The sequence below is a fragment of the Desulfocicer vacuolatum DSM 3385 genome, assembly GCF_900176365.1.
Classification (GTDB): domain Bacteria; phylum Desulfobacterota; class Desulfobacteria; order Desulfobacterales; family Desulfobacteraceae; genus Desulfocicer; species Desulfocicer vacuolatum.
In genome coordinates this window covers 289,420-313,956 of record NZ_FWXY01000002.1, presented here as the reverse complement: position 1 = coordinate 313,956, position 24,537 = coordinate 289,420, and the positions used below count along the sequence as shown (strand labels likewise).

At 45.8% G+C, this 24,537-nt stretch carries 23 protein-coding genes; 15 read left to right on the top strand and 8 right to left on the bottom strand.

Going from position 1 to position 24,537, the window contains the following annotated elements; all coding sequences use genetic code 11:
• Positions 1 to 560: transposase (locus B9A32_RS03390; protein WP_232367020.1), on the top strand; the 560-nt coding region annotated here is incomplete at its 5' end.
• Positions 561 to 590: 30 nt separating this feature from the next.
• Here the strand turns inward: B9A32_RS03390 and B9A32_RS03385 are convergent.
• Together B9A32_RS03385 and B9A32_RS03380 are read right to left on the bottom strand one after the other, a co-directional pair.
• Entirely contained in the window at positions 591 to 1,667 is a 1,077-nt protein-coding gene (locus B9A32_RS03385; protein WP_084066953.1) for a phosphagen kinase, read from the bottom strand.
• Between the two features lie 5 nt (positions 1,668 to 1,672).
• Complete coding sequence (locus B9A32_RS03380; RefSeq protein WP_084066952.1) at positions 1,673 to 1,858, bottom strand: hypothetical protein; 186 nt, start codon at positions 1,856 to 1,858, stop codon at positions 1,673 to 1,675.
• Positions 1,859 to 2,372: 514 nt separating this feature from the next.
• Between B9A32_RS03380 and B9A32_RS03375 the strand changes: the two genes are divergently transcribed.
• The 7 genes from B9A32_RS03375 to B9A32_RS03345 all read left to right on the top strand — a co-directional run bounded on the left by B9A32_RS03375 (position 2,373) and on the right by B9A32_RS03345 (position 12,169).
• Positions 2,373 to 2,987, top strand: coding sequence for a TetR/AcrR family transcriptional regulator (locus B9A32_RS03375; RefSeq protein ID WP_084066951.1), 615 nt, complete (start codon positions 2,373 to 2,375; stop codon positions 2,985 to 2,987).
• A 439-nt stretch (positions 2,988 to 3,426) separates the two neighbouring features.
• Positions 3,427 to 4,401 (top strand): AAA family ATPase, encoded by a 975-nt coding sequence (locus B9A32_RS03370; protein WP_084066950.1) that lies wholly within the window; start codon positions 3,427 to 3,429, stop codon positions 4,399 to 4,401.
• Positions 4,402 to 4,437: 36 nt separating this feature from the next.
• On the top strand, positions 4,438 to 5,316 hold the full coding sequence (locus B9A32_RS03365) for a DUF58 domain-containing protein (RefSeq protein ID WP_084066949.1): 879 nt from the start codon (positions 4,438 to 4,440) through the stop codon (positions 5,314 to 5,316).
• The gene (locus B9A32_RS03360) at positions 5,317 to 5,976 is read left to right on the top strand and encodes a DUF4381 domain-containing protein (RefSeq protein WP_084066948.1); all 660 of its coding nucleotides are present in this window, start codon (positions 5,317 to 5,319) and stop codon (positions 5,974 to 5,976) included.
• A 6-nt stretch (positions 5,977 to 5,982) separates the two neighbouring features.
• Positions 5,983 to 6,981, top strand: a complete 999-nt coding sequence (locus B9A32_RS03355) for a VWA domain-containing protein (RefSeq protein ID WP_084066947.1) — start codon at positions 5,983 to 5,985, stop codon at positions 6,979 to 6,981.
• Between the two features lie 143 nt (positions 6,982 to 7,124).
• Complete coding sequence (locus tag B9A32_RS03350; protein WP_232367019.1) at positions 7,125 to 9,071, top strand: VWA domain-containing protein; 1,947 nt, start codon at positions 7,125 to 7,127, stop codon at positions 9,069 to 9,071.
• Positions 9,072 to 9,682: 611 nt separating this feature from the next.
• Positions 9,683 to 12,169 carry a BatD family protein gene (locus tag B9A32_RS03345; RefSeq protein WP_212637675.1) on the top strand — a complete coding sequence of 829 codons (2,487 nt, stop codon included), beginning with the start codon at positions 9,683 to 9,685 and terminating at the stop codon, positions 12,167 to 12,169.
• Here B9A32_RS03345 and B9A32_RS03340 read toward each other — a convergent pair.
• The gene (locus tag B9A32_RS03340) at positions 12,166 to 14,106 is read right to left on the bottom strand and encodes a GspE/PulE family protein (RefSeq protein WP_084066944.1); all 1,941 of its coding nucleotides are present in this window, start codon (positions 14,104 to 14,106) and stop codon (positions 12,166 to 12,168) included. The two genes, B9A32_RS03345 and B9A32_RS03340, sit on opposite strands and share 4 nt — an antisense overlap.
• A 58-nt stretch (positions 14,107 to 14,164) precedes the next feature.
• Positions 14,165 to 14,731, bottom strand: a complete 567-nt coding sequence (locus tag B9A32_RS03335) for a hypothetical protein (RefSeq protein WP_084066943.1) — start codon at positions 14,729 to 14,731, stop codon at positions 14,165 to 14,167.
• A gap of 580 nt (positions 14,732 to 15,311) precedes the next feature.
• Here B9A32_RS03335 and B9A32_RS03330 point away from each other — a divergent pair.
• Complete coding sequence (locus B9A32_RS03330; protein ID WP_170923686.1) at positions 15,312 to 15,824, top strand: prepilin-type N-terminal cleavage/methylation domain-containing protein; 513 nt, start codon at positions 15,312 to 15,314, stop codon at positions 15,822 to 15,824.
• Between the two features lie 45 nt (positions 15,825 to 15,869).
• On the opposite strand, the gene B9A32_RS21520 is transcribed toward B9A32_RS03330, so the two are convergent.
• Positions 15,870 to 16,028, bottom strand: coding sequence for a hypothetical protein (locus B9A32_RS21520; RefSeq protein ID WP_212637677.1), 159 nt, complete (start codon positions 16,026 to 16,028; stop codon positions 15,870 to 15,872).
• On the opposite strand from B9A32_RS21520, the gene B9A32_RS03325 reads away from it, so the two are divergent.
• The 4 genes from B9A32_RS03325 (at position 16,015) to B9A32_RS03310 (ending at position 21,544) form a co-directional block, all read left to right on the top strand.
• Positions 16,015 to 16,599: a PilW family protein gene (locus B9A32_RS03325; protein WP_170923685.1), complete on the top strand. Its 585-nt coding sequence runs from the start codon at positions 16,015 to 16,017 to the stop codon at positions 16,597 to 16,599. The two genes, B9A32_RS21520 and B9A32_RS03325, sit on opposite strands and share 14 nt — an antisense overlap.
• A gap of 15 nt (positions 16,600 to 16,614) precedes the next feature.
• A complete protein-coding gene (locus B9A32_RS03320) occupies positions 16,615 to 17,046 on the top strand; it encodes a type IV pilus modification PilV family protein (protein ID WP_084066940.1) in 432 nt (143 codons plus the stop codon).
• A 28-nt stretch (positions 17,047 to 17,074) separates the two neighbouring features.
• Complete coding sequence (locus B9A32_RS03315) at positions 17,075 to 17,521, top strand: pilus assembly PilX family protein (RefSeq protein WP_212637665.1); 447 nt, start codon at positions 17,075 to 17,077, stop codon at positions 17,519 to 17,521.
• Positions 17,522 to 17,881: 360 nt separating this feature from the next.
• Positions 17,882 to 21,544 carry a pilus assembly protein gene (locus B9A32_RS03310; RefSeq protein WP_170923684.1) on the top strand — a complete coding sequence of 1,221 codons (3,663 nt, stop codon included), beginning with the start codon at positions 17,882 to 17,884 and terminating at the stop codon, positions 21,542 to 21,544.
• 98 nt (positions 21,545 to 21,642) lie between these two features.
• Here the strand turns inward: B9A32_RS03310 and B9A32_RS21030 are convergent, their stop codons facing one another.
• The 3 genes from B9A32_RS21030 to B9A32_RS21275 all read right to left on the bottom strand — a co-directional run bounded on the left by B9A32_RS21030 (position 21,643) and on the right by B9A32_RS21275 (position 23,021).
• Positions 21,643 to 21,999, bottom strand: coding sequence for a hypothetical protein (locus B9A32_RS21030; protein ID WP_139795689.1), 357 nt, complete (start codon positions 21,997 to 21,999; stop codon positions 21,643 to 21,645).
• 282 nt (positions 22,000 to 22,281) lie between these two features.
• On the bottom strand, positions 22,282 to 22,800 hold the full coding sequence (locus B9A32_RS03300; RefSeq protein WP_212637663.1) for a hypothetical protein: 519 nt from the start codon (positions 22,798 to 22,800) through the stop codon (positions 22,282 to 22,284).
• A gap of 56 nt (positions 22,801 to 22,856) precedes the next feature.
• Positions 22,857 to 23,021 carry a hypothetical protein gene (locus B9A32_RS21275; RefSeq protein WP_170923683.1) on the bottom strand — a complete coding sequence of 55 codons (165 nt, stop codon included), beginning with the start codon at positions 23,019 to 23,021 and terminating at the stop codon, positions 22,857 to 22,859.
• 571 nt (positions 23,022 to 23,592) lie between these two features.
• On the opposite strand from B9A32_RS21275, the gene B9A32_RS03295 reads away from it, so the two are divergent.
• Positions 23,593 to 24,168 carry a pilus assembly FimT family protein gene (locus tag B9A32_RS03295; protein ID WP_084066935.1) on the top strand — a complete coding sequence of 192 codons (576 nt, stop codon included), beginning with the start codon at positions 23,593 to 23,595 and terminating at the stop codon, positions 24,166 to 24,168.
• The gene (locus B9A32_RS21270) at positions 24,107 to 24,535 is read left to right on the top strand and encodes a type IV pilus modification PilV family protein (RefSeq protein ID WP_212637656.1); all 429 of its coding nucleotides are present in this window, start codon (positions 24,107 to 24,109) and stop codon (positions 24,533 to 24,535) included. Before B9A32_RS03295 ends, B9A32_RS21270 begins: the two co-directional genes overlap by 62 nt.
• Positions 24,536 to 24,537 lie beyond the last annotated feature (2 nt).

The following is a 24,537-nucleotide window of genomic DNA, read 5'->3' as shown; positions in this document are numbered from 1 at the left end:
AATCCCATAAAGATTTTGATTTGCTACAGGCTGAGGGAAAACATTTTGTATGCCGAATCAAAATCAAAACTACGCGAACTATCATCAAACAGAACTTTGTGCCGGAGGACACTCATATTTTTTATGATGCAGAAGTCCTACTTGGAACTCCAGGGGTAAATCAATCAGAGACACCAGTCCGAGTCGTTGGATATAAAATTGCAGGCTCAACATTTTACGTGGCAACTGATCGACATGATCTGACTGCCGAGCAAGTGGCAAAAATCTACAAGCTCAGGTGGGACATTGAGTCTTTTTTCAAATGGTGGAAAAAACATCTCAAAGTGTATCACTTAATTGCTCGCAGTGAGTATGGAGTCATGGTACAAATCCTTGGTGGGCTTATTTCATATCTACTCATGGCCATATATTGTCATGATAAATTCAATGAAAAAGTTTCCATCAAAAGAATCCGCCAACTGAGAAATGATATACAAAATGAGCTCAGATACCCTTTATCAGGCGATAGGGCTGTCAAAAAAAGGACCAAAAAAAAGAAAAAGAAGTCTGCAAAAACCTAACCGGACATCACTGACTTAATCCCTTAGTTGTTATTTTTTCCGCTCCAGGGTTTGCTCCAGTTCGATTAATCGACTGATCCCCCGGTGAAGGGTGACCAGACATTTTCTTTCGGTGATTCCCAGTCTCCTTTCATTGCTGATATCAAATACCGCTTTTTCCACCCGGGTTTTTTCTCCCTGGGTGCCCCGGACCTGGAGATTAAGCTGTCGTACTTCCTTGTGCAGCAGATCCTGCTGATGAAACAGTCGGGGCAGGCAAATGTGAACCCCGGCCCGCATACCGGTGCCGATGTTGGAAGGGCAGGCGGCAAGATATCCCAATGTGTCATTCCAGGCAAACTTGAGTGTACTTTCCAGATTTTCCAGGGCAATGGCCAAGCGGTTAAAGGTGCTTGACATATCACCGTGGCCATCCATGGATATGATCCTTAAATGATCCTCTTCATTGATCCATACCCGAAACCGGGTGTCCTGGGAAATAAAGCAGCCCCTTGCATCGGGCCAGTCCCGGTTGATACCTGCGGCCTCCTGGAAGCGGTCTCCTTTTTTAAAGATAAAAGAGTGCAGGTCCATGGGCTGTAATTGTTTTTTGGGAATAAATTGAGCGTTCGGGGGCATTGTTACCGGGGACAGCGGATCCTGTTCCATGGAAAGATAAATGCCTGCCAGTGAATCTGGCAGGGATGCCAGGGCGCTCATTATTTTCCGGGTGACTTCCCGGCGTTGTTGTCTTTGGATAAAGGGTGTAAAGGCGTATCCTGCAAGGTTGCGTGCCACCCGGATCCGGGTGGATAAAATATATTGACCCCGGGGATCCGGGTTGGGCAGATCCACCACAGAGCGATCCGTTCCATGGGGTGTTCCTGGAGGGATGCCATGGTATTCTTCAATGAGGGGGGAAAAAACAGCTGAAAAAACAGCATAGGATTCAGCATCACCGGCATAAATACCAATGCCACTGTCATGGTTTTTTATCCCCGATGCCAGGGCCATGGGCAGGGAAAAACCATTGGGTGTTTTTTTCTCTTTTAAAGTGCTGAAAACAGATTCTGTGAGATGTTTTCCGGCAAGGGCTGTGGATTTTTTTGAAAAAACGGGAAAATTCATGGGGATTAATTTTCCAGTCCCTTGGCTTGGGTGGAAATGCCCCGGGCCAGGAGTGTCCGAATTTTATCCAGTTGGGGGCACTTGTCTTGACAGTGGGGCATTTTATCCTGATTTTGACAGCAGATACAGGGGCTTTTGGTTAAATACCCCAACTCAAAGTCAAATTTATCCCTTTTGATATAATTCTGCATGTTTTTTCCTTGTGCCTTAGAGCCTGCTTAAAAATTAGGTGAATTGGTTGCAATCCCATGGGATTTCATTTTGAGCCCCTGATTTTTAAAAAGGCTTTTAGCAGTTGTTGTATTTTAAAAATTTCAGCAATGGGTTTTGATTCCGGCTGAAACAAAATTGGGAAGATGTGAGAATTCTATATCAATATGGTTTAAAAAGGTCAACGCTCTCAATTTTGTACCGAGGGGATGTTTTTTTGTCAGAGAATCTGGCAATCTGCCTGACCATTTGATCCAAATTTTTCTTGTGCCCGCCAGAAAGGCATGATAGTTGTTTACACATCACAATACCCCTATCAATTGATGATCAGGTTTTTAAATGAATTAGGGGAAATTTTTTATGCTTTGTTGTGGGCAGGCCGAAATCAGAACAATGTCTGCCCGTGGCGGTTATAAAAAGTGTTGAACAACTGACATGAAAGCGTTGTCGGCCACAATGAAATTTGAGATTTAAAAAAACAGGAGATTTTTTTTAGTGAATACGGAATCAAAGTTCGCTTCTTTAAAAGAGAAGGAGCGGGAAGCCAGAAAGCAGATCATCATTGAATCGGCCTTGGCCCTGTTTGCCAAAAAACCTTTTTATGATGTGGGAATGCGGGATGTTGCAGATGAAGCCGGGGTTTCCCCTGCCACCTTGTACCGGTATTTTCCCAGCCAGGAAGAGCTGTTTGTGGAAGCTTTTATCCAGGACATCTCTTCGGTGAGTAAGGCCTTTGAAGGTATGGTAAAAAAGGACGCCCCTGCCACCATTGAAGACTTTGCTGTTACCTATGTTGACCATTTAATACAAAATGAATCCACTTTTCAGATGATGACCTATATTATGTTAAAAGACAACATGGATGACCAGGCTTTAAAAGAGTTTGGTGCCGTGACCCGGATTTTTTTTGACGGGTTTTCACGCATCCTGGAACGGTATGGGGTTAAGGAAAATGTCCGCCTCTATGCCCAGTCTTTTATCGGTGCATTAAGCGGTATTATAATGAGTTATCGCAATTATGCCGGTAAAGATAAAACCCAGATCCGTGAGCATATTTTGAAAGTTACCCGCATTACCGCAGAAATATACAGCCATAAACTGATACCGTGATGATGGATACCTTTTTGTTTCAAAGCCTTTACTCTTCCCCTTGACACCTGTTTTTTTTATTTTATATTTCTTCTTATAAACGGGCATCTCCTATCGGACACAACAAATATAGGGTCGTAGACGCAGAGCCAAATGGTATTATACCGCCGCCCCCGATGGGCAATGGGCCCGGACCGGAACTGTAGACAGCTCAATTGTCCGGTTCCTATTACCCATCGGGGGGCGGCTCTGCCTTAGCTTGCCTTGGAGGCTGCCTTTTCTTTTATATGAAATACTCCTCAAATCAGGGTTGTATTTCAAGCTTTGTTGTGGGCAGAACCGGATCAGAATACGGTCCGCCCGTGGCGGTTATAAAAAAATAATATCATGCCGCCTTTGGAAGTAATGAGCATGAAATGGCAAAATTTAAAGCCGTGAAACATTGGGAATATGGGATTATATGGATGAGATAAAGGAAAAAATTGCGGCCCATCATTTGTTGATCAGCCGCGTGAGAAAAGAGATCGGTAAGGCACTGGTGGGTCAGCAAAATCTGGTGGACGGTCTTTTGACAGGGCTTCTTTCCGGGGGACATGTGCTCATAGAAGGGGTGCCTGGACTTGCCAAAACCAGTGCAGTCATGGCCCTTGCATCCACGGTTCAGGCAGATTTTAAACGCATCCAGTTCACCCCGGACCTTTTGCCGGCGGATCTTGTGGGAACAGAGATTTATCGTCCAAAAATGGGGGACTTCATCACCCGCAAGGGACCGCTTTTTAACAATATTATTTTGGCAGATGAAATCAACCGGGCACCTTCCAAGGTACAATCCGCTCTTTTGGAGGCCATGCAGGAGAAACAGGTCACCATTGGAGATACCACCTATCCCCTGCCAGACCCCTTTCTGGTGCTGGCCACCCAGAATCCCATTGAGCAGGAGGGTACCTACACCCTTCCCGAAGCCCAGGTGGATCGTTTCATGCTCAAGATTCTCATAGATTACCCGGACCGGAGCCAGGAACTTGAAATTTTAAAGAAAACAGGGTTTGCACACCACGAATCCATTGAACCCGTGGTCACCCCGGTGGAACTTAAAGAGATGGCTGACCTGATCCGGGAAATTTATGTGGATGACAAATTAAAAGAGTACATTGTGGATCTGGTGTTTGCCACCCGAAATCCTTCAAAATACGGCATGGATATCGGTGGGCATGTGGCCTTTGGCGCTTCCCCCCGGGCCACCCTTTTTCTGGCCCAGGCGGCCAGGGTCAGCGCCTTTCTCCAGGGCCGGGCCTATGTCACCCCCCAGGACATTAAAAACACGGCACCTGATGTGCTTCGCCATCGCATCATTCTCTCCTTTGAGGCAGAAGCGGAGGAAATTACCTCGGATGATATCATTCACATTCTTTTTGACTCCGTTGCTGTGCCATGATTTCTTTGCCACGGCAGGTTTTGAGGTTAATCCACCATGGTTCCTGAAGATATCATAAAAAAAATTAAACGGATTCACATCAAGGGCAGTCGAACGGTGAACACCCTCATGGCAGGGCAATATCGATCTGTTTTCCGGGGATCGGGTATTGAGTTTGAAGAGGTCCGGGAGTACAGCCCCGGAGATGATGTAAAAGCCATTGACTGGAAGGTATCAGCTCGTCTGGGGCGTCCCTTTATTAAATTGTACAGAGAAGAGCGTGAAAGCATTGTGATCCTTTTGGTGGACATGAGTGCTTCCCAGCGTTTTGGTACTTTTTCGGGCCTTAAACTGGAAAAGGCGGCCGAGGCCGCATCGGTGCTGGCCTTCAGTGCCATTAAAAACAATGACAAGGTGGGGGCTATCTTTTTCACCGACCGGGTGGAAAAGTATATTCCCCCAAAAAAAGGCTCCAGCCATATCTGGCGATTAATACGGGAGATGTTCACCTTTGAACCCCAGGGGCAGGGAACTGATATTCGGGCAGCCCTGGAGTACCTTGCCACGGTGTCAAGGAAAAAGAGTCTGGCCTTTATTATTTCCGATTTCATTGCCCCGGATGTGGCAAAGGGATTGAGAACGGCCCGGCATCGCCATGAACTCATTGGGGTGATCATATCAGATTCCGGAGAGTTTAATTTGCCTTCCCGGGGCATTGTCACCATGGCAGGCCTTGAAACCGGTGAAAAATGGGTGCTGGATGCCGGAAATCCCCAGGTGCGGCATCAATATATTCAATGGAAAAAAGATCAGTTAACTGACATTGAGACAGCATTGACCCGGGCCCGGGTGGATTATTTTCATATGCCCACAGATCAGTCTGTGGCAGATGTGCTCACGCTGTTTTTCCGGCAGCGGGAAAAAAGGATGCGGTAGATGCACGATATTCACGATATTGAACCGCCAATACCCATTGGCATGGATCCCATTTACATCCAGATATTGCTGGGTCTGGCAGTGATACTGCTGGTTGCAGGCATGGGCCTGCTGCTCTTTTTTTATCTGAAACACCGTAAGCAAAAAAAAATCATAGCAGATACCCTGTTGCTGCCCCCGCCCCTTCCACCGGATCAAGCTGCTATAAAGGCCCTGGATGCCCTGGCCGATCTTATGAAAACAGACCCCCGCCGTTATTATTTTGAGATTTCTGCGGTTTTAAAAACATTCATGGGAAAGGTTTTTGACATGGGCGCACCGGAAATGACCACCCGGGAGGTGGTGTCCAGTTTATCCGGCCTTAACCTGGATCGAAATCTCACGGCCCGGACCCGGGATTTTTTTCACTTTGCAGCCATGGTGAAATATGCGGGTATCACTCCTGAAATTAAACGTATCCATGAAGATCATGATCTGGTAAGGGAATTTATCCATTTCACAACCGGTGGGACCATGGACTCCGACTCTGGGGCTGAGACGGCACCGGTAAAAGGGATAAGCACCAATAATAACCCGGCAACAGCCAGGGGGGAACAGGCCGGGGATCTCTTGTCCCCTGGGCCCGATGATCACCCTTCACACATTGGAAAGGGGCATTGATAACCCATGTTCAGATTTGCATCGCCCTGGTTTCTTTTATTGCTTGCGGCCTTACCCCTGGTATTTTTTTTGCGCACACGGCGCCATAACTTACCCCATGTGATGGTTTCCCATGGCGCTCTTCCCGGTCTCCAGCCAAAATCTTTTGTGATGATGCTTTCAGCCATGCTGCCGTTGTTTAAATATCTGGCATTGGCATTGATGATCGTGGCCTTGGCAAGGCCCCAATGGGGCACCCGTAAGATGAATATCACCACCGAAGGCATCAATATTGTGCTGGCCCTGGACCTTTCTGAATCCATGGCGGCCCTGGATTTTAAACGGGATGGTAAAATTGTCACCCGCCTGGATGCCGTCAAAGGGGTGGTGAACGATTTTATCATGAAACGGGAGGGGGATCGCATCGGCATGGTGGTATTTGGCTCCCAGGCCTTTACCCAATTGCCCCTGACCCGGGATTATAACACCATCTCCTTTGTGCTGGATCGTTTGAAAATAGGCGCAGCCGGTCCCAGCACAGCCATTGGAGATGCCCTGGGCATCGCGTTTAAACGTCTTTTGGACATTGAAAGCAAATCCAATATTATTATTTTATTGACCGACGGCAGAAGCAATTCCGGTAAACTTAACCCCAAAGCGGCTGCAGACATTGCCGCCACAGGCGGGGTAAAGGTGTACACCATTGGGGTGGGAAGCCGGGGCAAAGCCCCCTTTCTTGTCAATGATCCTCTTTTGGGCCAGCGCTATGTTTATCAACAGGTGGACATGGACCATGATACATTAAAAAATATTGCCCAAAAAACAGGGGGCATGTTTTTTGCCGCAGAAAATATAAATGAACTGGAACAGATATACCAAAGCATCGATCGCCTGGAAAAAACCAAGGTGGAGGTGGATGCCTGGGCTGAGTACAATGAACTCTATCCATGGTGTATCATTCCTGCCATGGTGTTGCTTGGGGCTTATATTATTCTTTTTAACACACGTCTGATGCGGATTCCCTGATGTATTTATTCTTCGATCGGTCAATTTTTTCAGAAAACGGGGTAATATATTTGGATGGTTGCATGATGATGCCTTTTTTTAAACTACTAAGGGGAAAACGATTCAAATAGGGATGAACTAACATGAAATTTTCCCAGCCAAACATGTTTTATTTGATCTGGATCGTGATTCTACTGGCCGGGGTCACCGTATACGGTATTCAAAAGCGCAGCCGTATCCTTTCCCAGTTTGTGTCATTGACTTTGCTGTCTGCCATGGCACCGGGGGCGGATGCCCGGCGGCGTTGGATCAAAGGGTGCCTTCTTATTACAGGTTGTCTGCTGGCAACCCTTGCATTGACCGGTCCCCAGGTGGGATTTCGCTGGGAAAAGGTGGAACAAAAAGGGGTGGATATCATGATCGCTTTGGACTGTTCCCGGAGCATGCTGGCAACGGATATCAAGCCCACCCGCCTGGAGCAGGCCAAGCGGGAGATCATTGATCTGTTAAAGATGATGCAGTCTGACCGGGCAGGGCTTGTGGCTTTTTCCGGCAGTGCTTTTCTGCAATGTCCTTTAACCTTGGATCATTCAGGTTTCAGCCTTTTTTTAAAGGCCCTTAATCCGGATTATCTGCCCATGGGCGGTACAGATTTAAGCGGTGCCATTGCCACGGCCCTGGAGGGCTTTGAGTGGGACGTGGCATCGGAAAAGGCCATTATCATTATCACCGACGGAGAAAACACCTCGGGAGATCCCCTGGACATTGCCCAAATCGCTGCGGACAAAGGGGTTCGGATCTTTTGCATCGGTGTGGGACAAAAAGAGGGTGCCCCCATTCCCGATGCTGACGGAGGATTTAAAAAAGATGCTTCGGGCAGCATTATCATGTCCCGGGTGGATGATGCCGGTTTGGAAAAAATTGCAGCCCTGGCCCGGGGCATTTATGTGAAATCCGTTGCCGGTGACATGGATTTGGATTTGATTTACAAGGGAGAGATCCTTAAAAACATGGAACGCACCACCATACAGAGCGGGCGAAAAAAAGTGTGGGAAAACAGGTTCCAATGGGTATTACTGCCCTGTGTGCTCATATTGTTTCTGGAACTTATGATCGGTGAAAAGAAAAAAAACAGTTCCCGGAATACGTTATTGCCGTTGATTTTATTTGGTGTTTCAACGGCCGTTTATATGGGGCTTTTTTCCGTTACCAAGGCCCATGCCGGGGCGTCAAAAAGTGTGGCCCGGGGTATTGAGGCATTTCAGCAGGGGCAATGGGAAAAGGCAGAAAAATCCTTTATTGATGCCCAGCTGGATCGACCGGACATGCCGGAACTTTATTACAACATTGGCAGTGCCGCTTATAAAAAAGAGGATTATGAATCTGCCATTGCCAATTTCACCAAGGCCATGGACACCGATGATGAAACTTTAAAACAAAAAGCCCTCTTTAACCGGGGAAACACCCAGTATCGCCGGGGCAATCTTGAAGAGGCTGTGAAGTCCTTTGAGCAGATACCGGAAACATCGCCTCTTTTTCATAAGGCTTCAGAAAATATTGAATTTGTGAAACAGAAAATCGAAGAAAAAAAGAACGCGCCCCGGGATCAACAATCTTCTAAAGATGGAGAAAACAAGGAATCCCAAGACCGGGAAGAAAAAGATTCTGGGAAGGATACGGGTGATTCCCGGCAACAGCAAAATGATCAGCAGGATCAAGACTCCCGGGATAAAGAACAAGAACAGGACAAAAAAGAAGAGAAACAACCGGGTGCCCAGCCCGATTCCCGGGATTCCAAATTTTCAGATAAGAACAAATCCTCCCGGGACCCGTCTTCCAAGCCCCATGAAGAGCAAAAAAAGCCGGGTGCCGCCAATGCCGGAGATGATGACAAAAAAGAGGCAGAAGGCCGGCAACAGGCCACGGCGGAAAATAAGGAAGAAGGTAAAACAGATGAAAAAGATAAAGGGGCCGGCCGGGCAGGGGAGCAATCCCGGGGCATGGGAGCTTTGCAGCCCCAACAGCAGCAGATGCTGGACCGCCTGGAGGATCAGCCGGGTGGGGCCATGATACCTGCTTATTCCGGCGGTCGGGTGGAAAAAGATTGGTAAATGATTGCTGTCAAAATCGGTATTCAGGAATCAGTTTTAAATAACTCAACTTTCGGTGTTCGCATTTCGTGGTGGGGTCAGGCTTTCGTTATTGACATTATCGAGGCTTTTTTCGTTGGCAAAGGCCTTGGTCGATAACATCAATAACAAAAGCCTGACCCCGTCGGCACACTGACCCCATCGGTACATTTAAAAATGCCGGCTTTGAAATGAAGCCCGAAAGTTGAGTAAATAACGGGTATGTCCTGTCGGACACAACAAATATAGGGTCATAGACGCGAAGCCAAATGGTATTATACCGCCGCCCCCCCGACGGGCAATGGTCCCGGACCGGAACTGTAGACAGCTCAATTGTCCGGTTCCTATTGCCCGTCGGGGGGGGCAGCTCTGCTGAGGTTGCCTTGGAGGCTGCATTGTATATAACTGCCACGGGCAGATTATATTGAGATTTGACCTGCCCACAACGAAAAATGAAACTCTAATTATTACAGAATCTTGGGCGGATTTTTGTATAAAAAATAAATTGCCCATTTTTACATATCCGGGAGCGCGGATGTCAGGTTAAATTATTTCAGACTCATTCCTTGGGGAAAACAACGATGTTTAAATATATGTTTAAAATTCTGATTGCCATGATGATCCTGGTGCCGGTCCAGGTCCAGGCTTTTTCCGTCACGGCCCAGGTGGATCGCAACCACATTACCGTGAATGACTATCTGGAGCTTAAGGTGATCTTTGATGGCGGGGAAGGGGAAGTGGACACCACCCCCATAACCGACTTTCAGATTGTTTCCCGGAGTAACAGCAGCAATATCAGCATTATCAACGGCAATTACACCAAAACAGTCACCGCTGTATTTCAACTGATTCCCCGGGGCAAAGGACATCTTACCATTCCGACCCTGGCTGTATCCCATGACGGCAAAACCTATTACACCCAATCCATTGCGGTTACGGTGACAGAGGAAAACCTCTCTGCCCGGGATACCCGGGATATTTTTGTCCAGGCAGAACTTTCCCATGATAAACTCTTTGTGGGCCAGCAGGGCATTTATAAATTTCAGCTGTTCAGTGCGGTTCAATTCACCAATGCCCGACTCCAGAAACCTCAATTTGAAGAATTCACTGTGGAAGAGATGGGTGAGCCCCGCAAATTTACCCATATCATAAACGGACAAAGATACAATGGGGTGGAGATCGCCTATCTCATCATCCCCCGCACCCCGGGGAACATCACCGTTGATCCTGCCATGCTCACCTGTGATGTGGTGCTCCAGGACAGAAGCCGCCGCCGGGACCCCTTTGGGGATTCATTTTTTGCCAATGGTTTTTTTTCCAACACCCGGACCCGGCCCCGACGTTTCTCAACCAAGGCCCTGTCCGTTGAGGTCATGCCATTGCCGCCCCATGACGGGGCCGTTCCCTTTTCCGGGCTGGTGGGGCGGTTTAAATTGTCTGCATCTCTGGATAATAATGCCATAAAAGCCGGAGATTCCACCACATTAACGGTGACTGTTTCCGGCACCGGCAATGTTATGGATGCCAAATTTCCAGATGTGAAAATGCCGCAGCAATTTAAGAGTTACGATGATTCCCCGGTGGAGGAGATCACACTTACCCATCAGGGATATCAAGGACAAAAGAAATTTAAACGTGCCCTGGTACCAGTGTCTCCAGGAAGCTTCTCCGTGCCTTCCCTGGGGCTGACGTTTTTTGATGTGGAAAAGAAGGCCTATCAAACGGTTTTTACACCGTCCATGCCCATGACCGTGGCTCCCAACGCCGATCAGGAGCCGCTCAATCCCCCGGTGGAAGTGTATTCCCCCGGCACCAACGCTGCGGCCCCCCGAAAGGTGACCTTCACCGGCAGGGATATTTTGCCTTTAAAGCAAGGGCCTGATGTGCTCTCCGGGCACGCTGCCGTTTCCATGCCTGTTTTTATGGTGTTATACCTTTCTCCCTTTGTTCTGCTTTTTTTTGTGCAATTTTTTTTCAGAATTATGAACAAAGGCCTTGATCCCAGGGTTGCTCTGGCAAAAAAAGCAGCTGATTACCTGGATAAAGGGGAAAAAGAACAGGCAGATGATCAAACATTTTTAAGACATCTTTATATGGCCATGATGTGTCATATTCTTTCCAGGGCCAAAGAAAAGGAGCGATCCATGACCATTGTGGAGGCCTGTGATCTGCTGGATAAAAGTGGGGTGGAATTGGAAACGGTGAATCAGATGAAAAATGTGATGCATGACATTGAGTCTGTCCGGTACGGCGGGACCGGTCTGGATTCCCAGGCGAAAAAAGCATTGATGGATCGGGTGAAGGCCGTAATAAAGCTGATTTGTCTTGTATTGACATTCGGTATAGTGGCTTTTTCGTCACCATCATGGGTGAAGGCGGCACAAATTTCGGATGACACTGGAGATGGAACCCTCCTGCTTAAAGCCGTTTCCGCCTATGAGGCAGGCCGATTTGAAGATTCAGCAGGCCTGTTTGTTCAACTGGCCTCCCGGGGAATAAACAATGGGAAATTATATTACAATGCCGGTAATGCCTTTTTAAAAGCCGGGGATACGGGCCGGGCCATTTTGTGGTATGAACGGGCCAAGATGCAAATGCCCCATGATCCGGATCTGAGGTTCAACCTTGCCCATGCCGGAACCTTTGTTAAAGATAAATCAGAAGCCCCCGGGTTTGATTTCACAGGAATGCTGTTTTTCTGGAAAAATTATCTGCCCCCCCGGCTCATGATCTGGACTGCTGTTGGCCTGTCTGTTGCTTTTGCCCTATATGCGGGATTTAGAACCCGTAAGGGAAAACGGGTATTTACCCTGGCAGGTCTTCTTTTTTTTGTGATCATGCTCCTGGCCGGAACCACGGTGTGCTATGATTATTATGAAAAAAATCATGGTCGGTATGCGGTTGTTCTTTCCAAAGAGGCTTCCATCCGTTCGGGCCTTTCCCCCGAAGCCACCACTTTATTTGTGCTCCATGCCGGGACCCGGGTGCGTGTGGAAGAAAAACGCCGGGGATATCTGAAAATTATCTTTTCCCGGGATAAAATCGGTTGGGTGAGCAGTGGCGATGCCGAGATGATTTAACCATCCCCCTGCCAGGTCACCCGCAGCACCTCTTCAAAGGTGGTCTCCCCATTGAGCATTTTCAATACCGCGTCTTCCCTCAGGGTTTTCAAGCCCTCGTGACCGGCCCGTTTTCTCAGGCTGGATACATTGACATCTCCTGCCGTCATTTTTTTTAATGCATCGGAGTAGGGCAACACTTCAAAAATGGCGCTCCTGCCTCGATAGCCTGTATGTCTGCACTTGATGCAGCCTTTGCCCCTGTGGAGGGTTATTTTGTTTCTTTTGGGGCCGGTTTTTAAACTGTCCCGGGGCGCCAGGTTATTTAAATCCATTGCACCGGGTTCCTGGGAGAACAGGTGCTTCTTAAATGATTGCCCTTGGCGATCATCTGTTGGGGAAACACTTTGATTTCGGGTGACAGGTAGCTGTATGCCCATGTCAAAAAGTTCTTGTTCATCCATTTCAAAGGATTCCCGGCAATGGGGACAGATTCGCCGCACCAGCCGCTGGGCAATGATTCCCACCAGGGAGGACTGCACCAGAAACGGGGGAATGCCCAGATCCAGAAGCCGGGTAAGGGAGGATACGGCATCATTGGTGTGCAGGGTGGAGAGCACCAGATGACCGGTGAGGGCTGCCTGCACCGCATTCTGGGCCGTGTCCAGATCCCGGATCTCCCCCACCATGATGATGTCCGGGTCCTGGCGTAAAATGTTTTTTAAGATGGTGCTGAAGGTGACATCAATGGCCGGTTGCACGGCAATCTGGTTAAAATCTTCATGGATCATCTCAATGGGATCTTCAATGGTGGTGATGTTCACCGCCGGGGTGGACAATTGTTTCAACGTGGAGTAGAGGGTGGTGGATTTACCGCTTCCCGTGGGACCGGTGACCAGAATAATGCCGTGGGGAAGGGTGATAATGTTATTGTATTTTTCCAGATCCTCCCGGGAAAACCCAAGCTTTGGCAGATCCTGGAATAACACCTCCGGATCCATGAGTCGAAGCACGGCCTTTTCCCCAAAGGCCACCGGAATGGTGGACACCCGGATTTCCACTTCAATTTTATCTTTTTTCGTCTTAATGCGGCCGTCCTGGGGCCGTCTTTTTTCTGCCATGTTCAACCCGGACAAGGTTTTAATTCGGCTGATAATGGCATTGTGTACCCGTCCAGGCAGGGTGTACACCGTGTGAAGCACCCCGTCAATGCGCATGCGTACCAGGGATTTTTTTCGTTTGGGTTCAATGTGGATGTCACTGGCCCGTTGCTCCAGGGCATAGGAAAAAAGATGATCCACGGCATTGACAATGTGCTGGTCCGTGGCAGGCAGTTCATTGCTGGATTTCAGGTGAACCAGCTGCTCCAGATTGCCAAGTTCACCTTTGCTTTTTTGTGAGAACTGGGTTTCTGCAGCGGTGATGGATTTTCTAAATCCAAAGCATTCAGAAATGAGATGCATCACATCGGTTTTGGGGCTCACCACCGGGGATGCTTTGAACCCTGATACCCTTTCAATGTCTCCCATGGCCTCATGGTTAAATGGATTTGGAGTTGCCACATGGATGGTTTTGCCTTCTATTTTCAGGGGTAATACCAGGTGGCGCAGGGCAAAGGAGTGGGGGATGGTCTGGGTCACAACATTGAGGTCCAGGGTGAGGGGATCAATTTTTTTATAGGGAAGTTGCCACCCGGCGGCCAGGGTTTCATACAAAAGATCTTCGTCCAGTTCCAAGCCGGAGTCATCTTGTTTTTTCAGCTTCAGGGCCAGGAGTACATCCATGAAATAGATGGGGGGAAGGATGGTGCTACTTGAGTTTTCCTTGGATGTTGCCTGTTGTTGTTTTCTTAGTGCCTTTCGGATATCAGGCTCATTTTTTAGAGCTGCGTTGATCTGTTTTCCAGACAGAAGTTTGCTGTTGAAAAGGATTTTGGCTATTTCTTTTGAGGGTTTCATATGGGGAGGGATCCATTTCCTGGGTAGTGTCAATATAAAAAGACTGGATGGGTGAGTATTAGATCACTCCCATTGATTTTAAAAAAGTTCCCAGTCCACCTAAAAGGGAAATGCTGATGGCAATGGTAAACATTCTAATTGTAAATCCACGCTGTTTGATATCTCTTTGTTCAAGGGTGTCTGTCAGTCGGTTAATGGATGTTATCATCTGATCAAACCGTTTATCCATATCGATTTTCATGTCCTTAAAATGATTATCTACCTTTTCAAACCGCTGATCCATATCCTTTTTCATGTTGTCGAATCGTTGATCTACCTTTTCAAACCGCTGATCCATATCCTTTTTCATGTTGTCGAATCGTTGATCCATCTTTTCAAAACGCTGATCCACCTTTTCAAAGCGTTGATCTATGTCCTCCTTCAAGCTGTCAAAGCGCTTGTCAACGTCACTGTGAAAATTATTGATGTCATTATTAATTCTGTTGATTTGATCCTGCATATGATCAAATCGAACCTCAAAATATTTAGATGTGGGGATAATGTTTGCCACCAGGACATCCATGGTTTTTTTATCCAGGGTGAGGCTTTGAATATCTTTTTCATCTGGTATGTTTTTTTCTTCCATTATTACGCTTTCCTTTATTTAGATATGTTGAGATTTTATCTTATTATCGAGCTTATTTCAACTGATCTATATCCTTTAAATAAATTCATCGTAAATATGCCATATCTTATTTCTGTTTTATATTTACCAGAGTAATTCCCCTCATATTTTGGAGTTAAGTTTTTAAAAAGAGCCAATTGCTTATAGGGAGTATGGCTATGATGTTTCAATATGAGGCTGTTTTGTGAAAAATGATAAAAAATGGCAGTTTTTTTGACAATAATTGTCAGATTGCTGATTTTTGGGATTATGCCAACATCTGTGCAAGAAATTAAATGTTTGGTGGATGAGATAAATGTGTAGTAAGATGATTGTATTTGCATATATAAAAAGGTGTTTTTATAATGTTTGTGAAAAGTGCATCAATCTTGCATTGAATATTACTAATAATCCTTATGAAAATATTATGTTTATATTTTAATCCATGGTTTGCCGGTGTTTTTGTGAAAAATATTTTTGTGGTACAAAAAATGTCAACAGATGGGACAGGAAATTATGGTTGCCGTGTGCTTTCCCTTACAAAGATGGAAAATTTGATAACATGATAAAATTTCCAAAATTTAATGCCGGTTTTACATTAATGGAAGTGATGATTGTCATTGCCATCATCAGCCTTATGGTTGGTATTGCCATTCCTCTGATGACAACCTGGATTCCTGAATTTCGTCTCAGGAGTGCTGCCAGGGATATTATTTCCTGTGTACAGGAAGTGAAAATGGCGGCAATTACAAAAAATGAAAATGCGGTGGTTGTTTTTGATTTGAGCGCGGGCACCTGTCTGTCGTTTTTGGATAATGGGGAAGGTGTCGGAGGCATAAAAAATGATGATGTTCAAAATGGCAGCGAACCCTTTTTAAAGAATATGAATCTGCCTTCGGGGATAAATCTGGTGAGTTCTACTTTTCCTGTTAATACATCTGGATATTTTGTCTGCTTTAACAGCAGGGGATTGCGACCCCACGGAGCAGTTGAGGGAAACATCATCCTTCGAAATTCAAACATGACAAGTAAAAAAATTATTATCAATTCTGCGGGTACTCTCAGAACCGAGTGATTTAAACAACCCCATATGGGAATGTAAGATATTGAAAATAATTGATCAAAAAAATGCCATTTTCCATACAAATTCAAAAGTAGTTTGCACTTTTTCATCAAGTTTTTCTGGGAAATGGGTAGATTTTTTTAAAAAATGTAAACTGGAAAATGGGGCATGCCAAAAAAATAAGGGATTTACCCTGATTGAATTGCTGGTTGCCATGGTGATTTCAACCGTGGTGGCCGCTGCCATTTTTTATGCATATCAGGGACAACAGAATGCCCAACTTGCCCAGCAACAGATTGTTGACATGCAGCAGGTCATAAGAACTGCCAAATACATTATGATCAAAGATATCAGGATGGCGGGGTATGACCCCGATGGCATGGCCGGGGCTGGCATAACGGCTGCAGGTGATGGAAGTGTTGGAAATCCCTTGGGATTTACCTTTGTTGCAGACGGTGACTACCGTGATAATAATAATGACGGCACCACTGATGAGCCCGGAGAACTGGAGAGCGTTGAATATGACTTGTATGATGCAGACAGTGACGGTGATTCGGACATTGGTAGAAAGGTGGGCACAGGAAGTCGTGGGGTTATTGCGGAAAATATCGAGAGGCTTGTGTTTGAATATCTTGATTTAAACGGTAACGCCACCACAGATCTTTCTGAAATCAGAAGCATTCAGATCACCATTGAAGCAAGGGTTGATTTTAATGAGCAAAGGCAGAGTAATGTTAATAACCGCATATTGACCACCGTGGTTCAATGTCGAAATCTTTATTTCTGACAAGGAGAGCATCCCATGGATATAGTGACAGAGCAAAAAAAATGCAGATTTCATAAAGAACATGGGACAGCCGGGTTCACCCTCATTGAAATCATGGTGGCCCTGGTTATTTTTGCCTTTGGCATTCTCGGGGTGGCCAAAATGCAGATCAGTGCCATTAACGGCAATGCCGCTGCCCTGAAAATTACTGAAAAATTTTCCCTGGCATCCAATGAAATTGAACGGTTGATGGGTTTGCCTTATACTGATTCTGACCTTGATCGCACCCAGGGAACTGCCCGAACTCCTGCAAGTCAACCTTTGTCAGGCTATGATTTGTCATGGACTGTGCAAGAGAATGCTGATGATTCAACCATTCCACTTGATGCAAAACGGATCGTTGTCACAGTGGTTCCTGACAGTGGTGAGACGTGTATCCTTGAGCAGCTCATAGCGAGGCTTGAATGAGATGAAAAAACAACACTTTATTTTACCCTTGATTAGTGAAAAAGGCTCCACTTTATTGGTGGCATTGATGGTATTGTTTGTGGTGACTATTTTGGGGATTTTTTCCATTAATACCAGTACCACTGAATTGGCCATTGCCCGGAATGATCGTTTGTATACCATGGCCTTTTATGCAGCCGAGTCGGCAAGGGGGTATGTACCACCCCACACCGGTTTATATGGCGAAAATAATATCACAGTGGGAAGCTCCCTCGGCTTTTCATCGGGTGTAACAGGAGATTTTGACTTTAATTCCAATAACGCGTCATTTAACGGTACCGTGGGTTATGCAGGTTTTTCTGAAGCCCCCAGGGGATCAGGTTATGAAGTGTCTAAATTTAAAGCCCATAGATATGAGATGACCTGTAATGGGTATGATGGTTCTGGAAATTCAGAAATTGTTATTGAGTCAGGTTTTTACAGAATTGGTTTTTAAAATGTTGAGCAGGCTTTGCATTATTGGGGCTTGGTCATAACGTTGGCCATTTTGTCATAAAACCTTAGTGATAAAAATTAATATTTTTAATCACAGTGTGTTGTGGTTGATAAAATTTAATCTCACGTATCGTGGCCCAGTTTATGATCAATCCCATTATTGTCATGTCGGCAAAGTGTTATGGTTAGAAAAAAATTCCAGCAAGACCTAAACAGCGTAGATGTCATCTCATCTCTTCAATCCCCTATAATGGCTGATTTTGAGCAACTAACTACAATATGCTGAAAAATTGATTATTCCTAAATTTAAACCTTGACCATGCTGTGTGGCTGATTTCATATGATTCAAAAGGAGGGAAAAATGGCGATTTTAAATATGGGGTTGCAAAATAGACGTAATATTGCCCTTTTCATGGTTATTTTTATGTCCCTCTTTTTTTTATGTCAATTGACTTGGGCCGATGATACCTGCATGTTCACCGTTTCCACAGATCAAGTACCGCCCAATATTGTCTTTCTTCTGGATAACGGCGCAGAGATGGAGCAGATTAAATGGCATGGAGACTATGATAAAAATGTTGATTATACCCCCCAGAACGCCACTGTTGAAGTGGTAAACAATTCTGAAACTGATCCCCCTGTTTCCGGGAACGAATATAAAACTCTGGTGCTCACCAATGTGGATGAGGGCAGTTATTCTTTTGATAAAGAAATAACAGGATTAACTTCCAGGGCAACGGCCTTGATAGAAGTAAGGGAGCCCACCGAGGCCGCTCCTGCGGGCGGAACGCTTGAGCTTAAGGTGGTGGAAATATCCAATGGTCCTTTTATTGTGGGAGAAACCATTCAGAGGTATAAAAATAAAAATAGCATTGCCACAGGTACACTTGATCAGATCATTGATCCCCCGGTGGTGACAACGCCGGAGGCGGAAGAAGTATCAGGCTTTTTGAATGCCGATGGATATTCCCTGGTCAACCATGGAGGTGTCTGGTGTCTGGTAAAAATTTTACCCACCCTGGAGCCGGACAGTTACGCTAATGGTCTGGATGCAGACTCCGGCGGTACCTGGACCATCAACGGCAGGACCATCACCTTGCCTGTTCAGCCCTCAAGTGTTGGACAGGCTGATGCCGCAACCGGGCTGAGTATCATAGATAATGCCACCATTTTTCGGTATTCCCAGAATTACCTCAACTGGCTTTTTTTTGGAAGTTACACGGGTGACGGAAGTGATTTGCCTGATAAAAGTCGTTTTTACTATGCCAAACAAGCCCTGCTCTCCGTTGGTAAAATGACAGCCAACAAGGCCCATTTCGGTATATATAATTTCACTTCCACCACGGAGGGAGCATCCAATGTTCAACCCCTGGGGGATGTGGTGGCAACGGTGGTGGATGGCGATCCCGCCTCCAATGTACTTACTTCCAATTATGTGAATAACATTAATAATATGGGAACGGTCACCTATTCGCCACTTGCCGAAGGGCTTGCCACCATCGGGGGATATTATGATTCACCTTCGTCCGGGGTGGAATCTGAATATTATTGCCAGAATCAATATGTTATTGTGGTGTCCTCGGGCATTTCTTCAGAGGATCAAAGCGGGGCTAACCAATATTTGCCCACGACCTTGTCCGACTTTGACGGAGATACCACTGATAGCGGGACGGGCAGTGCGGGCACGGTGACGGTGGACAGTACGGTGTTAGAGATACCACAGAACACAGGGGGCAGTACATGGCTTGATGATGTGGCATTTTATCTGTACACCCATGATATGGTGGGGTACGTGGACGGGTTTCAAAATGTGATGACCTATACCGTGGGTGTCATGACCGGCCTGGCCAGCAATGCGTATCTCACCAACACCAGCAACAACGGCAATGGTCATAAAAGTTTATATGACACCACCAACAGCAACTATGGAGATTACCATTTTACGGCAGATTCCGCAGAGGATTTGTCATCGGCCATACTGAATGCGGTAAACTCCATTCTCACCGGTAACAGCACCTTTACAGCTCCGGTGGTTCCTGTAACAAGAACCTTGAGTGGCAACAAAATATATCTGGCTCTGTTCACCCCCCAGGAAGGGAATTTCTGGAAAGGCAATGTCCTTAAATTTGGTCTGGACGATAATCTGAATATCATTGATAAAGAAGGAAATGTGGCCACTGAAAGCAATGGGGCCATCAAGGCATCTGCAAAACCTTACTGGGCCACCATTAACTGGGCCAATGCTGATTATTCCACGCAAGACTGCACTGGTGGTGGATGCAACTATATTGATAATGCCGATCGAAATATTTATACATATATTGGTTTTTCAAATAACTTAACCAACGAATTTAATGAATTTTCAACTGATAATTTGATTTTTTCATGGGGATTCACAGCATCTATTCTTGGCAACCCCATAGATGGCGTTAATACTCTTGTTGACTATATCCGCGGCGCGGACGCGCTGGATGAGGATGGTGACGGTAATATTGATGAAAACAGAGACGTTATCACTGGCGATGTGCTTCACAGTGAACCGGTGATCTTTGAATATCGCTACACTGACGGAACCTCTGAATCCTATGTGTTTTTTGGGGCCAATGACGGCATGCTCCATGCCGTAAAAGATCAGACCACCAGTGCAGCCAATGTGGAAACCAATTTTGGCACCGAAGCATGGGGATTTATCCCCACCCACCATCTACCGCGTCTGAAGTATTTGATTGAAGGGGGAACACATCCCTTTTATGTGGATTCCACACCGAAAATTTATTTTTCAGATGTCGATGGTGACGGCATTGTGGATTCCGGGGATCAGGTTGTCCTCATCAGTGGCGAGCGAAAAGGGGGGGATGTTTACTTTGCCCTGGATATTACGGATCCTGAAGTGCCCAAGTTCATGTGGCAGCTCAACGGCAGTACCCTTCCAGGGCTTGGGGAAAGCTGGTCTGAACCGGCCTTTGGTATTGTTAAAACCGGTGTTGGTGACACCGTGGGCACTCCGGTCATGTTTATTGGTGGGGGCTACAGTGCTGACAATTCCCTTGGCAAGGTCATCTTTGCCATCCGTATTTTAAATGGCACTGTGGTGCAGAAATGGTATTCCGGGCATAACATGGCCGTTGATTCAGATATGACCGCATCTATCCCCAGTGCCGTCAATGCTGTTGATGAAGACAGCAACGGTTTTATTGATAAGCTTTATGTGGGGGATATGGCCGGTCGTATCTGGCGGGTGGGCAACTTTGTGGATACCGCAGGAAATCCCTTGGTATTTCCGGAATGTGATGAAAATATAAATACCTGGAAGGCGCAGGTTGTTTTTAATGCCAATGATGCCGATTTAAAATTTTACTATGCTCCCCGGGTCACTTTGGAAAAGGGGTATGATCTTGTCTTTGCAGGCACCGGGGACAGGGAAGATGCCTGTAACACCGCATCGGGTCCGGATATGATTCTGGCCTTTAAAGATTATCATGTAACCGCAGATGCTTCGGGGACACCGGTTCCGGTAACGCTGACTGATCTGGTGAACACCACTTCATCCATTTCTGTTCCTCCTGTTTTGGATGATCCGGCAGGGGATGTGGACACGAATGGAAGCATTGATAACGGTTGGTATTTTAATATGGAAACCGGTGAAAAAATACTGGCCGAAGGGGCGGTGTTTTATAAAACGGTTTATATTACTTCTTTTTTACCCAACAATGACCCCTGTCTGCCCGGTGGCGGTGCCAGATTGTATGCCCTGAACTATAAAACCGGCAAACCTGCCATTGATTTTGATCCTGAAGCCGACGGTGAAGATGTGGAACTTGAGCCCTATGAAGATATCGGGGGCGGGATTCCATCTGAACCGGTGGTGGTGATTTCTGAAAAGGAGCCCAAGCTTTTCATTACCGTTGGCTCTCCCACTCCGGATGACGATACGGATACGGATGGTCAGCCCGGGGTGATTTCAATGGATCCCCTGGCCCCCACCCGGAACTTTTTTTATCTTTGGTGGCGGGAAGGTGAATAAAACTCGGCTACCTGCTTAAGGTGGGGTTACATTAAACGGGTAGCTGGCTTTCGTTTAAGGAGTGGGGATGGACTGGGGGCGCATTCCCATTTTCCCGGTTATGCCGCTGGCACTGGATTATGTGTGTTTGCCATCTGCTTCAGGCAGTTCCAACGCCCAGCTTTATAAAACGATCGCAGCATAATCATTTTTTCTGCATTCTCCTGACACCAAAAGGTGCATGGGCCTTTAAGACGTAAATTCACCACTCTCCGAATTGAACTTTCAATAGCACCGCTGCCAATGGGCAAGTTCAACGCTTTTACGGTTGAGAAATCAAGTTTCTTTTCATTGCGCACAAAATAATCCCGTTTTGTCTTGATAGCCTTACTATTTCTGCCTTTGCAAAGTTTCTGGACGGCCTGTACGACCTCAACTGCCTTTCCTTTAAGCAGGCGCCGTCGTTGTTTCGACACCCAGCGTTTGCGCCCTTGGACGACCAGGTCTTCCTTAAGCCTGCTACTGTAGCCAAATGTTCCACAGCATGGTAAAAATCAAGAAGTTCATACACACGCTTAGGATCCAAACCCAATGCTTTTACCAGTCCGGGGATTCGATTCCAAATCCAATGCGCTTCATCTGCAACAAACAGTATTTTGTCTGAGTCCTGAATATGAAGAGAGTTCAAATAACCCCTTAACAAGTGGAATACACCATCCGGACCGTTGAAACAGCCATCAATAAATGGTGAGGCTTTTCTATTGCTTTCCCTGGGCATCCACTACATAAATGATCAAAAACTTGGGTTCTCGCCATGCACCACGAAATCGGGTTCTATCTTTTTTGGTTTTTGGACCCCTTTTCTTTTCTCTGAGCCGTGTACGTCCACCATCAGTGCTGATAACGACTCGCCGACCCTCAAGTAAGTCTCCATCATTTAATGGGATTCGACCCGCTTGTTGCTCGGCTCGAGCCCGCTCTGCGTATCGATAGGTCAATTTACGGATGACCTTTATATCCAACGTCATACCACGGTCACAAAGCACCTGACGGATTTCTTCAAAAGAACTCAATAAGGCTGACCAAGAACTCACCATAGAAGCCAGAGCAGGCGAACAGCGATCATGGACCCCAAGAAGGATTAAACCAGCATATGCACCTTTATATCTTTTTCCATTGCGGCGATCACAGGATCTTCTATAGTATCGAACACGTATATCAACAGAACTACCTGTACAAAGCTGAATCCAAACGGTCTCAAACCCTTCGCTTTTCATCCGCCCCGGCCAACTGGACATCAATTCTTTTTCCTGATTGGCCTGTTCAGAGGAATCTACTGAGGTTTGGATCTTTTTTTTAAAAGCAAGGCGCTTATCCGATTTGTATACTCAAGGATTTCCAGCTCCATCTGTTCCAATTCTTTAGCGTTACGAACCAAGCGGGTTGGATCTTCTTCCAGTTCTTTAAGACAAGCAAGGACTTCATCAGCACAATCCATTTATGTTCATTTCAGCAGAGCAGAGGATATCATGTTTTTTGCTCTAAAAGATAGACCTTTTTAAAACCGGGAAAATGGGAATGCGCCCTGGACTGGGGTATTATGTTAAGACTCAGGGGGAAGTGACCGACGTTATGACAAAGCCCCCAATTTGTATTTTAAAACTTTTGTAGGACAATGAAGATCAGCTTATTATTAATTTATCCTTATGGTAAAAAGATGGAATTTTTTCCATTTGACATAAATGTCATTATTCCGTAAGGTTATTAGCAATTGACATTCTTCCTTTGAGACCTTTTGTTTTCCTCTATTAATGGGTTTGGTGTGTAACACCTTCGCTGAGTTTACTTGAATTTATATTTAAACCCATATATTGATATCTGAATATGTACGAGCGCAATATATAGAATTGGATTTGGCGGTGTTTAAATTAAAGTTAAATTTGGCATAGGTGTTGGTGTGTGATGTTTTTTTAAAAAGTTCAAAATTATGAACGCTTAATTTTCATGCGGTTTTAAATTATTAATTTTTTTGCAGTGTGATTAGAATAATTGTCAAATAACAGGTGTCTATGAATATTGATCAAATGCAATTCCCACAACGCAAAAAGAATACCGGTTTTACTCTTTTAGAATTAATGATTACCGTCGGGATTGCCGGTGTGGTCATTGGTACCGCAGTACCTAATATTATTGACTGGTTGCCGGATTATCATTTGAAAAAGGCTGCAAGAAATTTGTACAGTGATATGCAGCTTGCCAAAATAAATGCAATGAAACAGAGTAAAGACTGGGCCATTGTTTTTGATACAGGGGCTAAAAAATATTTTGTGTGTTCGGAAAAGGGTGCAGACGGTTCCTGGGCAATATCCGGCAATACCATTGAAAAGGAAGTACCATTACCTGACAACGGTGGGGTGCAATATGGACATGGCGCTGCATCAAAAGATGCAACGCAAGACGGTGGGCAGAGTTTTAGCGACGATGATGTCACCTTTAATAATAATTATGCAACGTTCAACGCCATGGGAGCGGGCTTGTCTGGATATGTTTACCTTGAAAATAATAAAAAAACCACCTATGCAATTGGTAAAGAATCGACCGGGTTTATCTCTACAAAGAAATGGAACGGAACAAGCTGGGAATAAAAAACGAAAAAATTCGATTGCTGGCAATAATGGATTTACTTTTATTGAGGTGATGATTGCAACGGTGGTATTGGGCGTGGGATTGTTGGCCATTGCCGGCATGCAGATTTCTGCAATTAAAGGAAATAGCCGGGCCAGTGATATTACGAAAGCCACAGCATTGATTGAAGATAAGTTAAGTGGGTACAAGGGCATGGCTTATGACGATATAGATGATGAGCAAGGAGTTGACGGCGTATTTTCATGGACAACTACAGTTGATTCCAATAGTCCGGTCAATGGTCTTAAAACAATAACTGTGAAATCTTCCTGGTCGTCTGGGGAAAGAACACATTCTCTTTCTTTTGCAACGATTGTTTCTAAATAGGC

What these genes read in the sequence shown, in the direction of transcription:
- B9A32_RS03385 (WP_084066953.1), bottom strand. Translation starts at nt 1,667, where the DNA reads ATGAATTTTCCCGTTTTTTCAAAAAAATCCACAGCCCTTGCCGGAAAA.
- B9A32_RS03380 (WP_084066952.1), bottom strand. Translation starts at nt 1,858, where the DNA reads ATGCAGAATTATATCAAAAGGGATAAATTTGACTTTGAGTTGGGGTAT.
- B9A32_RS03370 (WP_084066950.1), top strand. Translation starts at nt 3,427, where the DNA reads ATGGATGAGATAAAGGAAAAAATTGCGGCCCATCATTTGTTGATCAGC.
- B9A32_RS03365 (WP_084066949.1), top strand. Translation starts at nt 4,438, where the DNA reads ATGGTTCCTGAAGATATCATAAAAAAAATTAAACGGATTCACATCAAG.
- B9A32_RS03360 (WP_084066948.1), top strand. Translation starts at nt 5,317, where the DNA reads ATGCACGATATTCACGATATTGAACCGCCAATACCCATTGGCATGGAT.
- B9A32_RS03355 (WP_084066947.1), top strand. Translation starts at nt 5,983, where the DNA reads ATGTTCAGATTTGCATCGCCCTGGTTTCTTTTATTGCTTGCGGCCTTA.
- B9A32_RS03350 (WP_232367019.1), top strand. Translation starts at nt 7,125, where the DNA reads ATGTTTTATTTGATCTGGATCGTGATTCTACTGGCCGGGGTCACCGTA.
- B9A32_RS03345 (WP_212637675.1), top strand. Translation starts at nt 9,683, where the DNA reads ATGTTTAAAATTCTGATTGCCATGATGATCCTGGTGCCGGTCCAGGTC.
- B9A32_RS03340 (WP_084066944.1), bottom strand. Translation starts at nt 14,106, where the DNA reads ATGAAACCCTCAAAAGAAATAGCCAAAATCCTTTTCAACAGCAAACTT.
- B9A32_RS03335 (WP_084066943.1), bottom strand. Translation starts at nt 14,731, where the DNA reads ATGGAAGAAAAAAACATACCAGATGAAAAAGATATTCAAAGCCTCACC.
- B9A32_RS03330 (WP_170923686.1), top strand. Translation starts at nt 15,312, where the DNA reads ATGATAAAATTTCCAAAATTTAATGCCGGTTTTACATTAATGGAAGTG.
- B9A32_RS21520 (WP_212637677.1), bottom strand. Translation starts at nt 16,028, where the DNA reads ATGGCAACCAGCAATTCAATCAGGGTAAATCCCTTATTTTTTTGGCAT.
- B9A32_RS03320 (WP_084066940.1), top strand. Translation starts at nt 16,615, where the DNA reads ATGGATATAGTGACAGAGCAAAAAAAATGCAGATTTCATAAAGAACAT.
- B9A32_RS03310 (WP_170923684.1), top strand. Translation starts at nt 17,882, where the DNA reads ATGGCGATTTTAAATATGGGGTTGCAAAATAGACGTAATATTGCCCTT.
- B9A32_RS03300 (WP_212637663.1), bottom strand. Translation starts at nt 22,800, where the DNA reads ATGAAAAGCGAAGGGTTTGAGACCGTTTGGATTCAGCTTTGTACAGGT.
- B9A32_RS21275 (WP_170923683.1), bottom strand. Translation starts at nt 23,021, where the DNA reads ATGGATTGTGCTGATGAAGTCCTTGCTTGTCTTAAAGAACTGGAAGAA.
- B9A32_RS03295 (WP_084066935.1), top strand. Translation starts at nt 23,593, where the DNA reads ATGAATATTGATCAAATGCAATTCCCACAACGCAAAAAGAATACCGGT.